Genomic DNA, 14,199 nt, shown 5'->3' on the forward strand with positions numbered 1-14,199 from the left:
AAAGGGATGCGACATTAAGTCGCATCCCTTTTTTTTAGCAACTGGCCTATTGGCCTATATGCTTTTCTCTTTATTTCTCTATTCGCTTTTCTCTTTATTTCTCTATTCGCTTTTCTCTTTGCTTTTCGGTCGCTGCGCTAGTTGCCAGCGAGAAGTGCTGCCGCTTTAGGGGCGAAGTAAGTAAGAATGCCGTCTGCGCCAGCGCGTTTGAAAGCCAATAAAGATTCTAGAATTACCGCCTCTTCGTTTAGCCAACCATTCGCAAATGCCGCTTGATGCATGGCATATTCGCCGCTGACTTGATACGCAAAGGTAGGTACCTTTAACTCGTCTTTGCAACGGCGCACAATGTCTAAATAGGGCATACCTGGCTTCACCATCACCATATCAGCACCTTCTTGCACGTCTAAGGCAATTTCGTGTATGGCTTCGTCGCTGTTAGCAGGATCCATTTGATAGGTTTTCTTATCACCGCCTTTTATGTTCGCTGAAGAGCCGACAGCGTCGCGAAATGGTCCATAATAAGCAGATGCGTATTTTGCTGAATACGCCATAATGCAGGTGTTAATAAACCCCTCGCGTTCAAGTGCATCACGAATAACCCCAATACGTCCATCCATCATGTCAGAAGGTGCCACAATATCTGCGCCTGCTTCTGCATGTGACAATGCTTGTTTGACTAACACATCGATAGTCACATCATTCATCACGTAACCGGCCTCATCCACCAAGCCATCTTGCCCGTGAGACGTAAAGGGGTCTAATGCGATATCTGACATTAACATCACATCAGGAAAATGTGCTTTTAATGCACGCATAGCCGTTTGTGCAAGGCCATCTGGATTAAACGCTTCTTTGGCACACTCAGTTTTAAGTGACATAGGAGTAACAGGAAACAGGGCTAGCGTACGAATACCAAGCGCTACCCATTTTGCCGTTTCTTCTAATAATAAATCGATAGATAGACGCTCTACCCCTGGCATTGAAGGCACTTCTTCACGCTGGCCAGTGCCAGGAAGAACGAATACAGGGTAAATAAGATCGTTGGTAGTAAGATGTTGCTCGGCAACTAAATCTCGCAGTGCATCTTTGGCACGAAGGCGTCGCATACGACGAGCCGGGAATGAAGCATTCATAAATTATCCTGAAATCGGTTTAAAGAGTACTTTGTTTCGTCCTGATTCTTTCGCAGCATAAAGCTGCTCATCAGCCAACCGAAGCAACGCTGCAGCATGATCTTCATCCGTGATAACACTGGTGGCCAGCCCTGCACTTATGGTTAGTTGTATTGCTTCTCCATCGAACGTGATGGGAGATTTTTCGATACGATCGCGAATCGCTTCTACCACATGATAGGCGCCATCGCTGTCGGTATTCGGGAGAATAAGCGCAAATTCCTCCCCGCCTATTCGACATAAATCATCGGATAAACGAAGCAGCATACTTTGAATAATACCTGTTATATGGATAAGACAAGCATCTCCGCCAGCATGTCCGTACTTATCATTAATACGTTTAAAATGGTCAATATCAATGACTGCAATAGACAAAGGTGTTTGCTCGCGTCGACTCCTTCTGCCTTCTGATTTTAACTTTTTATCAAAGTGACGACGATTATTAATACCAGTAAGCGGATCGATTGCCGTTAGGCGCTCTAATTCTTGGTTAACTTCAGACAGCTCACGCAAGGTAATTTCAAGCTCTAACGTTCGCTCTTCAACTTTGTATTCTAAGTCATCTTGGTAACGCTTTTGCACTGCTAGTAAATCTTCTTTTGCCTTACTCGCCTGCTGCTCTTGTTCAAGGGCAAACGCTTGCGTGGTAATGAGTTCATCGTAACTGTGGCTATAATTAATTGCCAAAATAAGGGCTAAAATCACTGTTTCGACGGTGCCAGCGATAATAAGTAAATAACTCGTAGAAATACCTAAATTAATTATATTCACGCTATCTAGGCTAACAACAAAGCCGCTAACCAATAAAAATAGCCACGCCACAGAGAAATATCGAGCAATCGCCACGCCTTTAAAAGATAGCCAACCACCTGTGTACATTGCTACAAACACAATTATCGTCAACATAACTAAATACAGCTTTATCGCGAATGGGTAAGGCAGCAATGTACTCGTTAATATACAGATCCCAAATGCCCACGCTGCTACCTTGGAAATTTTATCGACCAAAGGGCTAAATTCAGCAATAGGCAGTAAATGCCGGGAAAACAGTACGGCAAACAAAATCGTCGCATTACCAAAAATGAGTACCGCCTTACCCTGCAACCATACCTGTTCAGGCCATAAATAGGCATACCCCAACCCCTGCAATGAAGCCAAGGTTAAGCCTAAGCTCAGTGCATAGCCGGTATAGAATAAAAACGAGCGATTTTTGGTAGTAAAAAATAAGAAAATATTGCTTATGGCCATGGCACATAAGAAGCCGAAAAACAGCCCTAACGCTAGATTTTGGCTTGCTGCGTATTCTATAAATTCTTTTTCTTCCCATACCGCGATGGGCATGCGAATAGTGCCGCTAGATTCAACGCGAACCACTACGGTTTGCGGTTTAGCACTTAAGGGCAAGGAAAATAGCGGCGTATTATTTGCGATGGGACGTACATCAAAGGCGAGGTTATCTCCCGCGTGGTAACGCACAACGGGTGAACTTGATGACGGCGGGTAAACCGCAACTTCCACACTATCTAGCAAAGCATAGTCAATCTCGAAAAGGTAACTTACTGCGAGGGAACTATCAGGCGTGACAACAAAAGAAAACCAATGTACGTCGCTGCTCATTCCTAAATTAACTGGCGACAGCGTTGGCGTCCACCGTTCTGGGGAGTTATCCGCGGTGTTATCAAGTACTGTTTCAAAAGTTAACCGCTCCTCGGGATCGCTAATAAAGGCTAACTGAGAAATTCGGCTATTTGTGGTTCGCTCGGGTACTACACTCAGTGCAACAAACGCAAAAATCGATACCGCAATAACGGTAATAATGAAGAGATAAAGATCGTAATTGCGAACCTCTTGACGATTTATGTGCATTACCATTAATCACTGATACAAAATAAACGACAAGTATTAGCATAACTGCTATCTCGCAATTTATCAGGGGCAACCTGCATTAGTTCGCTAATTTGTTCACCAATATGGGGTAATAGCGCAGGCTCGTTGTTACGTTTTCTTGGACGTAGGGTTTTGGGGAATAAGTAAGGGGCATCAGTTTCTAAAATGATACGTTCTAAGGGAATGGTTGGAATGGCGCTACGAAGGGCTTCTCCGCGCTTTTCATCGCATGCCCAGCCGGTAATGCCAATATACAGCCCCATGTCTAAATACGTAGTAAGCTGCTTGGTATCGCCTGTAAAACAATGGGCAATACCGCCGCTAAGAGACGGCAGCACCTTTTGCAGACAGGACACTTGTTGTTCAAACGCATCTCGCTCGTGAAGATACACTGGCAAGTTCAATTCTACCGCCAACGCTAATTGGGCCTCGAACACACTTATTTGAACATCTTGGGGAGAAAAGTTGCGATTAAAATCTAAGCCACACTCGCCCACTGCCACTACGCCAGGCTCTTTTGCCATGCTTCTTAATCGCGCGTAATCACTATCAACGACATCTTTAGCATTATGGGGGTGTATGCCTAAGGTATAGCTGCATATCTGCGGGAACTGCTGATGAAGTGCTGCTGCCGCATCCCACTCATTAGGGTGAGTGGTAATGATACACAGCTTGGAAACACCGGCGTCCAGAGCATTTGAAATAATCTCTTGAGGATTAAATCTGCGATCTAATAGATTAACGCCAGCGTCAAACCAGGGCATATTATTTTACACGTTTTACTTTCATGCGTTTGTTAAGCCCTTCTTTTTTCAAATAGAAAGCACCTAATAATCCACGCTCAATGAGCACGGTTTCACCCTCTTTTACTTTCAACGTGGTATCTGTAGTTTGCTGCCAAACCGAACCGTTATCAAAGGTTAAAATGAGCTTACCCCGAGCGGTTTTCTTAATCTTAGTTACCTTACCTGCGAATGTGTCGGCTAAGGTTTCGGTTTTTACTTTGTGCTCTAAACCAAACTGTTCGTCTTTAGGCGCTGGGGTTTTGGTTACCGGTGCTTCGCGGCGACGTTCAGAGGCAACAGTCGGTGTATTGCTAGGTATTGCTGCGGGTATACCCGCCTGAGTACCTGAGAGGCGGTTTACTTGCTTTTCTACGCGGTCATAACACACTAAACGTTGAAGGCTATTCTTAGTCTCGCTGCACTTAGCTAGTGCCTCGCCTACGGTTTCCGCTTGTGCTAAAAAGGCACTAAAAGGGAGCACACTTACTAGTAGTAATAATGCACGTTTGTTCATAGTAAATCCTTTGTTCTACTTAATTGTTATTCGATTTCAGTGCCAGTTTCTTCGTCGCTATTCCGGCGGCCTTTACCCGCATACAAACTGCCTACCACGACACCTATTTCAAACAGTATCCACATAGGAATAGCTAAGAGCGTTTGAGAAATAATATCTGGTGGCGTAAGTAACATGCCCACCACGAACGCACCAACTACTACATAGGGGCGTTTTGCTCGAAGTGACTTTGCATCGGTTACCCCTGTCCAGCACAGTAAGATAATGGCAATGGGAATTTCAAATGAGACCCCAAAAGCAAAGAAGAGTTTCAATACAAAATTAAGATAACTAGAGATGTCGGTACTGACCGTAACACCTTCTGGTGCCACACTATTAAAGAACGCAAATGCGATAGGAAATACCACAAAATACGCAAAGGCCATGCCCGCATAGAACAATAAAGTACTTGAGAGTAGAAGCGGCGCAACAAGCTTTTTCTCGTTACGATAAAGCCCCGGCGCAACAAAGCCCCATACTTGGTAAAGTACATAGGGAATAGCGATAAAGAATGACAACACCAGCGTAAGTTTAAACGGTGCGAAAAAAGGTGAGGCAACATCGGTAGCAATCATGCTAGCGTTTTCTGGCATAGAATCCAGCAACGGCAACGCGAGCCATTGATAGAGGTCTTGCGAAAAGTACGCCAAACACAAAAATACCACCAGCACACTTAACAGTGCTTTTAGGATGCGGCTACGAAGCTCAATTAAATGAGATATTAAATTGTTTGCGTCAGACATTTACTGTTTTTTATATGGTTCCTGAACCGACTCAGCCGCTTTTTTAAGCTCATCAACACTTTGTTCAAGCTCTGGCGAGAGATCTTTCAAGCCTTGCTGCTCAGCTTTCTTCAGGTTTTCGTGTAATTCGTGCACGCGCAACTGATGCTCAACTTCTTGCTTAAAGCCCGTTGCTGTATTTCGTACACTTCGAATAGTGTTAATGGTGGACCGCATGGCACCTGGCAAACGTTCTGGACCTAGTATCAACAAGGCCATCACACCAATTACCAATAGCTCCCAAAAGCCAATGTCAAACATCAGGATTTTTCTTTAACGTCGCTCTGCGTTTTCGTTGAAACAGTGTCAGCAGTATCATTGTCTTCTACCTGCTTCTTCTGCTCGAAATCGGCATCTTGTTCGTTTTCAGTTACTGCTTTTTTGAAGCCTTTGATTGCGCCACCTAAGTCGGTGCCAATCCCTTTCAAACGTTTTGTGCCAAAAAGTAAAACTACAATTACTAAGATAATGAGTAACTGCCAGATTCCAATACCGCCCATAAAAATAATCTCCGATACAACAGTAAGGACAGTATGCCACCCAAAGCGCTAGCTTTCACGTGAATATTTACGTGGATGAATAATCGTTGACGTTTATTATCACAACAAGCATCCTGATGGTAATTAACTGATACGGATATCATTTCACCGAGTAATCGTTAGAGGGAGTTTGGGTTGTTATGTTGTGTTTAGCAGTCTCATTGTGTTTATTGCTTACTGACCAGAGTGATAACCAGCCTATTCCTACCCATGAGGTAGTGAATAATGCACAAAACAATGTTGAACCTCACCAGCCTATGCAATGGTTTGATGTGTGGCAACGCAGCTTCACCGACTCTATGGACTTTACCGTAAGTAAGTTCGATGGCTTGTTCTCCGATGGTTCACAAGCCAAAGGAAAGGCGAAAGCAGAAGGGAGAATTCAACTTAGCTGGGAGCCTAGAACCAGAGATATCGCAGAAACCGATCTTCGTTTTCGTATTCGTGTTTCACTCCCCCACCTCGAAAATCGCGTAGACTTGCTATTAAGTGACAACGAAGATGAAACCCAAAGCGATACGATAAAAGCGGCGCGTTCTCCCTCACTGGGAAGACAAGACAATACGACCATTTCGCTGCGGTTTCGCCCCAATATAAACTCTCACTATTCATTTCGTGTTGGTGCAGGAAGACGGGATCAGCTCTATGTAAAAGCTCGTTACCGTGATGCCTATGCATTTAACTCCCATTGGGCCATGCTTTACGACACTGAAATATATCAATACACGCGGGATCAATTTGGCGCAGAGTTAGGCACCTCTATCCAGCATGTTAGTAGTAACAACAACGTCACTCGGTTAAACAACCGCTTTTATTTTCGAGACAATAGCAACGACTGGTTGTGGCGACACGAGATACAACACTTGTACCCTATCAACAACCACAATGCTTTGGTTTATAGCTTTATGGTGGAAGGCTTGAATAAACCTACCTATCAAGTAGAAGAGGTGTACACAGGTTTACGTTGGCGCAGCAATCCAATAAGAGAATGGCTTTATTTCGAGGTAGAACCATTTGTATTATGGCTTCGAAGTGAGGACTTCTCGCCGTCTTATGGTATGGCACTTCGCTTAGAAGCTTATTACGGAAAAGGCGAGTAACTCTCGTTACTCGCCCTTTTTCATTTCTTTGGCGCTTTATGTGCTTCGCTTTGCACGTTAATTTTCACCCGTTAAGGGCGTAACGCGCGCTCGCCTCTTGCTAAACCACACACGCCTGTGCGTGATGATTCAATCACTTCCGCACATTGGGCCATGGTAGCCGCAAAAGCGTCTAGTTTGTCGGTAGTGCCCGTAATTTCAATGGTGTAGTTATTCGCATGAACATCTAAGATGCGCCCACGGAAAATATCACTATTGCGCTTTACTTCAGCACGTACTGATTCAGTGCGAGTCGCCACTTTAATTAGCATCAACTCACGCTCAATATGAGTGCCTTCAGTTAAATCCACCACTTTAAGCACATCAATAAGCTTATTCACTTGCTTAGTAATCTGCTCAATGACTTTATCATCACCATGGGTAATGATGGTAAGGCGAGATAAGCTGCCATCGTCAGTAGGGGCTACACAAAGAGAGTCTACGTTGTAACCACGCTGTGAAAAAACACCTACGATACGAGATAACGCGCCAGGTGCGTTTTCCATTAATACAGAAATTATACGTTTCATTAGGTACGCTCCGTCTTACTTAAGCGCATATCATCCATAGCGCCAAACTTAATTTGCATTGGATATACGTGCTCGTTCTGATCTACCGCTATGTCCATAAACACAAGGCGGTCTTTAAGACTGAAACATTTCTCCATCGCTGCATCTAATTCATCTAATTTATCTACTTTGATACCTACATGGCCATAAGACTCTGCAAGCTTCACAAAATCTGGCATTGAGTCCATATAGGAATGCGAGTGACGACCTTTGTAAATCATATCTTGCCACTGACGAACCATGCCTAATGCGCGGTTGTTCAAGGTAATGATTTTAATCGGCAAGTTGTACTGCAAACAGGTAGATAGTTCCTGAATATTCATTTGAATACTACCGTCACCCGTTACCACTACCGAGGTAGACTCAGGGTGTGCAAACTGTACGCCCATCGCTGCAGGTAAACCAAAGCCCATGGTGCCTAAGCCACCTGAGTTAATCCACTGGCGAGGTTTATCAAATGGATAATATAAGGCAGCGAACATTTGATGTTGACCAACATCAGAACTTACATAAGCTTCACCATTGGTGTGCTTGTAAATGGACTGGATAACTTGCTGTGGCTTAATTACCGTATCGCCTTGCTCGTAGTTCAAACATTCACGAGAGCGCCACTGGGTAATTTGTTGCCACCAATCCGCTAACTTCTCTTTTTGACCAGACAAGTCTTTATTAACAAGCTGTTCTAAAATTTGGTCGAGTACTTTATCGACTGAGCCAACTACCGGAATATGCGCGTTAATGGTTTTAGAGATAGACGCCGGGTCGATATCCACATGAATAATATCGGCATGCGGACAGAATTTCGCTACGTTGTTAGTAACGCGATCATCGAAACGTGCACCCAAGGCAATAATGCAATCAGCATTATGCATGGTTTTGTTTGCTTCAAGTGTGCCGTGCATACCTAGCATACCCACGAACTGCTCGTGTGTGCCTGGCATGGCACCTAGCCCCATTAACGTACAGGTAACTGGTGCATTTAACTTTTCAGCTAATTCGATAACTCGTGACGACGCTTCAGATGTAACCGCGCCACCACCAACATAAAGTACTGGACGTTCGGCTTTTACCAAAGAAGCGACGGCTTTCTTAATTTGCTTTGTATGCCCACGCTCGGTTGGGTTATACGAACGCATTGTCACATCGGTTGGGAACACGTAAGGGTGATCTTCAGCAACATTAACAATGTCTTTTGGTAAATCGACTACCACTGGGCCAGGGCGACCCGTATTTGCAATGTAATACGCTTTCGCAATGGCTTCTGGAATATCTACCGCGCGCTTTACTAGAAAGCTGTGTTTTACGATTGGACGAGAACACCCTACCATATCAGTTTCTTGGAAGGCATCTTCACCAATATGCATTGAAGGTACTTGCCCAGACAATACAACCATTGGAATTGAATCCATATAAGCGGTAGCAATACCGGTGATGGTATTGGTTGCGCCAGGGCCTGAAGTGACGAGGACTGTGCCGGTTTTGCCAGTTGAACGTGCATAACCATCCGCCATATGAGCGGCTGCCTGTTCATGACGCACGAGGACATGTTCGACATCTTCTTGCGCATATAAAGCGTCATAAATGTCTAGTACGGCACCACCTGGGTAGCCGAACACATGTGTTACTCCTACATCTTTTAGCGCTTCTACCACCATGGCAGCGCCCGACATCATTTTCACAGTTCTCTCTCCTGTATCGGTTTGGTGTATTGTCAGCGAATGTTGACGATGAGCGGACTATAACGAAGGAAGTAGGAAGATAAAACACCAAACCGCACAAAAGTGAGATATATATCCCAATATTCAAGATAATTAGGATGAATCTTTTGATGCGATGAAATTAATAGCTAATATTAGGATAAGCTTCACAATAATTTAACAATTAATCGTCATCTATATTTATTTCTAGGTCATTATCGTCATCTATTTCGACAGTATCGTCTGTATCTTCGGTAACTACTCGCTTTGAACCATAAATACTGGCTGCTTTGGGCCGGTTAATTCGGTTTTGATATTTTATCCATGCTTTTGCCTGAGGCGTTTGTGGCTCACATTGCCCTAACGCAGCATTAAGATAGTTAATTTCGACATCAGAACTAGGTTCAATCTTGCCATCTACTAAGGCTGCAAACAAACTACCATGGGCTTGCAATAACTTACTTTCAGAAATTGAAAAATCACCGGAGCGAGCGAAGCCATATGGGTAATGCTTTTTATCAGCAAACGGACGGTTGATCAGTTTCTCTCTGGATAATGTTGTCATATGACCCCTTATCTCAGCCTTTATAGCTATTATCATACTCCCCATCGTGCGCCGATGAGGACCCATTAGCCGCGCATCTGTGTCGCTTGGCTCATTACACTGATAATTAGATAGTTGGGATTAAGAATGCTGTCAAACTGAAAAACGAGATAAGAGAAAACTTAATAAAACTGTAAAATGCTTAGATTGAACATGCGCGTTACATACGCAACGCACACATGGTAATCAGGCGTACTCGGCCTATTTTTTAAATACAGGTACTACTTCCTGCTTTTAGGCACCCAAGCCCAAATCATTTCACACAGAACAGGCTCGATACCTTGAGCATCGGTTACTTTAACCGCTACCGTAACTTCACCTTTCTCTTGAGTTTGCATTAACGCTATTTGTTCATCGGTAAGGTGCGCTACTGCATGCATATCGCCCTGTGCGCGCTTCACATATTTAAAATTCATTTCTTTAATCAGCGGTAACTTGTCACCAGGAAGGTTAACTCCAACTACAAAGCCCGTAGAAGACTCCGCTAGCAATGCCATTGCAGCCGCATGCACACTGCCAATATGATTTTGTGCTTTCTTGTAGTTTTTTTGACGAAACGTTACCGATTTCAAATCGGTTTCCAGAATATCGATACTGACCGTGCCCGTTAGTTTCACTTTGTAGCGGAACATCCAAGTCAACATGCGTTGGCGAAGCCATGTTGGATAGGTATTGGCTTTTTTCGCAAAGTTGCGCAACGGGTTTGGTACGGACATAATTTTCTCTCTGAAATACACTTCTTCTGGTTAGACCAGTTAACTTAATATTAACGCTGTGCTGTTGCAAGTATATTTGTTGTATAGAACAAAAAAGCAGCGCTGAGCGCTGCTTCTTAAGTCACTTAACTAATTAATGTTACTCAAGTCGCATATCTATCCCTACGAAGTAGAATCGACCTCGAGCACTAGCTGGGTAGGCGAAATTGGTCAAAAACGGCTCTTCGTTAGTCACATTTTTGATTCCACCATACACCATAAGCTCTTCGTTAATATTGTAAGAGAAATTGATATCGTGCTGCCAAAATTCATCCATAACGACCGAGTCATCATAATCGCCTCGTTCGTAGTCTTCAATTTCCACGTAACCGACTAGCTGCTCATCCATATATTGTGTTTGCCAACCAATTTGAATGTCTTCCCACTGCCAAGTCAGATTAATGTTGCCAGCAAGCTCTGGTTTATTAACCTCGCCCAACTCTGGATTTACATCGTTTAGATCATTAGGGTTAGTGTACTGATCAATCTCATTAACTTTAGTACCAGATACTTTCGTCATAAAATTATGTGCACCGACGGCGAAATCGTAACCTACGCTAAAATCAACTCCTGATGTTTCAAGACGTGCAAAGTTAACCGCCGTTGTACGAAGAAAGTTGAACCCACCAAATTGTGGAGAGCTTGAATCAGTATTTCTTGTAAATAACGAACAAAAGTTTTCGTTCAGCGTTTCGCCAGAATAACAGCCATTAACTATATCGTCTGATGTTACTGAACTGATTGCTGATTCAATTTCGATACTCCAGTAGTCTGCGGTTAACGAGAAGCCTTCTAGCCAACTCGCCTGATATACAAAACCTAGGGTTGTGGTATCTGCCGTTTCTTCTTGAAGTTCAGCGTTACCTCCGGTCACACCAGGGAAAGCTGCCGACAATGGATCGGTGTAGATATAATTGCCATTTTCATCAATAGGATCGAAGCCGATGGACTGAAGGTCAGCAACACAGTTTGCTTGAATAATATCGGCAGCATTTGCGTCGTTGCCTCTTATCCCTTCGATAACACTCGCATTACATGGATCGGTAGGACGGAACGTGGCTCCGACCTCAGGCCCGAATAACTCATTGATATTCGGAGCACGGATGGCTTGCGACTGAGACAGACGAATCATCAAGTCATCAAACGGCGAGTACATTAAATTTGCTCTCCACGTTGTTGTATCACCGATGGTAGAGTAATCAGAATACCGAGCTGCCAAATCTAAAGTAAGCTCTTCTACCAGCATCTCTCCTTCTATCAGAGGTAAAGACACTTCAACAAATATCTCGCTAACATCAAAATCACCTGTTTCGTTCGCAACTTTGATTGAAGGTTGAAACACTAAGGAGTTATTGGTCGAATACTCAGATATTAACGTACCAGATTGGTATTGTGAGCCTTCAGGAAGGACACCTAACTGCCAATTATCAAACGTTGCTTCAGATTTCTCTTTGCGATATTCACCACCTAGAGCGAAAAAGACTGGGCCGTAAGGCAACTCAAAGTAATCAGAAGAGTCGCCAGCAATAGAGCCGCTTATAACTAGCTGTTCTAGCGTGGTTTGATCACGGCTATCATTGGTGATCCAATCTACTGCTTCTTGTGAAATACCCGTCGCACCTGCCCATATATTCAGTGGGACACAGCTACCGTCTCCGGGTGTAAATGAAAAATATCCAGGGTCATAAACCGGAATGTTAAAGGCGGTTGTTACCTGAGGAGTATTCGCGTCTAGATTGACGCGACAAGTAGCTTCACCGGTAGAGGGGTCGGTAACAGCGTCAATTGCTGAGAAAAAGCGATCAACAATAACGTTATTTTCAGTTCCTTTTTGTTCGAATTCGAACCTGCCATAATTTACAGCTAAGTTGTATTCCCAATCATTTTCAAAATAACCTTCAATACCTAAAACCGCACGAAGTGTGCGACGTTCGTTTTCAATTTTACCTTGGCCAATGCCAATAGGGTCTGCGGTAATTGCAACACCACCAAGCTCATTAGCAATAGGTTGGATAAACTCTGGCAAATAAGGGTTATCAGCTGCACCAAAAAGTAGATCCCAATAAGAGGACGGTTGGCTTTCATTTTCTGTTGTTTGCACCACGTACTTTAATTCACCAAAAACTGTCATGCTCTCGGATAAATCGTAGTGACCTAAGAAATTAAGCGATATTTTATCGTTAGGCGTAATAAGGTAACCGCGTTGCTGTTGAATTGTATTAAAAGAGTCTCCACCGAAACCTTCAAAATTCCCAGAAACTAAACCATCTTGAATAGGTCGGTATGAACCGTTTTCTGTAACATTCCAACACCCACCTAATGCACCGAATGACGCGGCACCAAATGAACTGTTGTAGCCTGAAAATGAGTCTAAACAATCGGGAGTTCCGTTGCCATCTAAGTCTATGTTGGTTGAAGGATCGAACCCTTCAAACGTGTAGGGGTTACCCGGCACGATATAGCCATACCCAGATGTAAATGGAAATGTCCTGTAAGGAAGAACTGCACGAGGATTAACGCTAGTAGCACGTTGGAATAAGGCTAATTCTTCAGCGGTAAGATTGGGCGCACTACCAAATTGATCAGTGAAATTTTGTATAAAATCATCTTGACTTGGTATGCTTAAACCAAAGTTGAATAGGCCTGTATTATCGTAGTTGTAATACTGTGACAAATTCGGAGTACTGCTTCCAATATCCCCTTGCTGAAAGCGTAACGCAGGGTTTGTCCAATCTCGTGCTGAGCCAATGATCAACCCATTATCACGCTCACTTACCCTTACACCTTCGTCATTCTGATACTCAACACTAACGGCAAAATTACCTTTATCGTTATCAAAGTTCCTACCATACAAGGCCGACATGCTAATTTGCTCACCGTCGCCTTCTGATGAAATCCCAGAATTTACATCAAATTCGAACCCTTCATAATCATCACGAAGAATAAAGTTAACTACACCTGTAACAGCATCGGCACCGTATACAGCAGACGCGCCACCGGTAAGCACCTCAACAGATTTGATAAGCTTAACCGGAATAGAACCAACATCAACGGCGGCCGAACCCGCTACGCCACCAACATGTCTTCTACCATTTACCAAGGTTAACGTACGGTTGGTCCCCAAACCTCTCAAATTTAAAACGTTTGCCCCATCAGCGAAAGTTCCTGAGTCGATAGAGCTTTCTGAACTCGTAGATGAAAATAACGCAGGAATATCATTGATGACGTCAGTAATTGAGAATTCGCCTGAAAGCTGAATATCTTCTTCTGAAATAGATTGAACAGGTGAAGGAGATGCTAAATTTGGATCTCTAGCAATACGTGAGCCCGTAACAAGTACCTTCTCAACATCCTGTTCTTTTACTTCGGCATCTTCCTGTGCCTGTGCTAAGCCTGCATTCAGTGCAAGCGCAGATGCTATTGCACTTGCTAATAATGTGGTGCAGTAATGCTTCGATGATTGAAAAGCCATTTGTGTGTTTCTCCAGCTAGTTTTTATTATTCGGTAACGATTGTGTTTTATAATGTTTCTTAACAATGCATGGGCGCGAAAATGGTGCGTTTACGAAAACTGTTGATTTATAGTTTTTATTTCGACAATTTATGCAGCTCAATTGCAAGGTCCATGCCTATGTAAATTAGGCGTAAAGTGCATTGACGGCCTTATTGCGCCGAGAATTATGCATAAGTATTTAATAAAATCTATTTAAAATG

At 43.5% G+C, this 14,199-nt stretch carries 13 protein-coding genes; 1 reads left to right on the top strand and 12 read right to left on the bottom strand.

Annotated elements, in window-relative coordinates:
- Positions 1–137 precede the first annotated feature (137 nt).
- The 7 genes from hemB to tatA are packed head-to-tail and all read right to left on the bottom strand — an operon-like array spanning position 138 to position 5,682.
- On the bottom strand, positions 138–1,136 hold the full coding sequence (gene hemB / locus C7Y69_RS12320) for a porphobilinogen synthase (RefSeq protein WP_126872912.1): 999 nt from the start codon (positions 1,134–1,136) through the stop codon (positions 138–140).
- Between the two features lie 3 nt (positions 1,137–1,139).
- Positions 1,140–3,041 (bottom strand): diguanylate cyclase, encoded by a 1,902-nt coding sequence (locus C7Y69_RS12325; protein ID WP_185864171.1) that lies wholly within the window; start codon positions 3,039–3,041, stop codon positions 1,140–1,142.
- Between the two features lie 5 nt (positions 3,042–3,046).
- Positions 3,047–3,826 (bottom strand): TatD family hydrolase, encoded by a 780-nt coding sequence (locus C7Y69_RS12330; RefSeq protein ID WP_126872914.1) that lies wholly within the window; start codon positions 3,824–3,826, stop codon positions 3,047–3,049.
- Between the two features lies 1 nt (position 3,827).
- Positions 3,828–4,361 carry a hypothetical protein gene (locus C7Y69_RS12335; RefSeq protein WP_126872915.1) on the bottom strand — a complete coding sequence of 178 codons (534 nt, stop codon included), beginning with the start codon at positions 4,359–4,361 and terminating at the stop codon, positions 3,828–3,830.
- A 26-nt stretch (positions 4,362–4,387) separates the two neighbouring features.
- Complete coding sequence (gene tatC / locus C7Y69_RS12340; RefSeq protein ID WP_013785613.1) at positions 4,388–5,143, bottom strand: twin-arginine translocase subunit TatC; 756 nt, start codon at positions 5,141–5,143, stop codon at positions 4,388–4,390.
- Positions 5,144–5,443, bottom strand: a complete 300-nt coding sequence (gene tatB / locus C7Y69_RS12345) for a Sec-independent protein translocase protein TatB (RefSeq protein ID WP_013785614.1) — start codon at positions 5,441–5,443, stop codon at positions 5,144–5,146.
- Positions 5,443–5,682 (bottom strand): Sec-independent protein translocase subunit TatA, encoded by a 240-nt coding sequence (gene tatA, locus C7Y69_RS12350; protein WP_013785615.1) that lies wholly within the window; start codon positions 5,680–5,682, stop codon positions 5,443–5,445. Before tatA ends, tatB begins: the two co-directional genes overlap by 1 nt.
- A gap of 179 nt (positions 5,683–5,861) precedes the next feature.
- On the opposite strand from tatA, the gene C7Y69_RS12355 reads away from it, so the two are divergent.
- Complete coding sequence (locus C7Y69_RS12355) at positions 5,862–6,821, top strand: hypothetical protein (protein ID WP_126872916.1); 960 nt, start codon at positions 5,862–5,864, stop codon at positions 6,819–6,821.
- 71 nt (positions 6,822–6,892) lie between these two features.
- Here the strand turns inward: C7Y69_RS12355 and ilvN are convergent, their stop codons facing one another.
- From ilvN to C7Y69_RS12380, 5 genes are all read right to left on the bottom strand, one after another.
- Positions 6,893–7,390, bottom strand: a complete 498-nt coding sequence (ilvN, locus tag C7Y69_RS12360; protein ID WP_013785617.1) for an acetolactate synthase small subunit — start codon at positions 7,388–7,390, stop codon at positions 6,893–6,895.
- Positions 7,390–9,108 carry an acetolactate synthase 3 large subunit gene (locus C7Y69_RS12365; RefSeq protein WP_013785618.1) on the bottom strand — a complete coding sequence of 573 codons (1,719 nt, stop codon included), beginning with the start codon at positions 9,106–9,108 and terminating at the stop codon, positions 7,390–7,392. The genes ilvN and C7Y69_RS12365 overlap by 1 nt, the downstream gene beginning before the upstream one ends.
- Before the next feature lie 202 nt (positions 9,109–9,310).
- The gene (maoP, locus tag C7Y69_RS12370; protein WP_013785619.1) at positions 9,311–9,691 is read right to left on the bottom strand and encodes a DUF413 domain-containing protein; all 381 of its coding nucleotides are present in this window, start codon (positions 9,689–9,691) and stop codon (positions 9,311–9,313) included.
- Positions 9,692–9,951: 260 nt separating this feature from the next.
- Positions 9,952–10,446 carry a DUF4442 domain-containing protein gene (locus tag C7Y69_RS12375; RefSeq protein WP_013785620.1) on the bottom strand — a complete coding sequence of 165 codons (495 nt, stop codon included), beginning with the start codon at positions 10,444–10,446 and terminating at the stop codon, positions 9,952–9,954.
- 139 nt (positions 10,447–10,585) lie between these two features.
- Complete coding sequence (locus C7Y69_RS12380) at positions 10,586–13,957, bottom strand: TonB-dependent receptor (RefSeq protein ID WP_126872917.1); 3,372 nt, start codon at positions 13,955–13,957, stop codon at positions 10,586–10,588.
- Positions 13,958–14,199 lie beyond the last annotated feature (242 nt).

This window comes from Alteromonas sp. KS69 (assembly GCF_003989595.1).
GTDB classification, from domain to species: domain Bacteria; phylum Pseudomonadota; class Gammaproteobacteria; order Enterobacterales; family Alteromonadaceae; genus Alteromonas; species Alteromonas naphthalenivorans.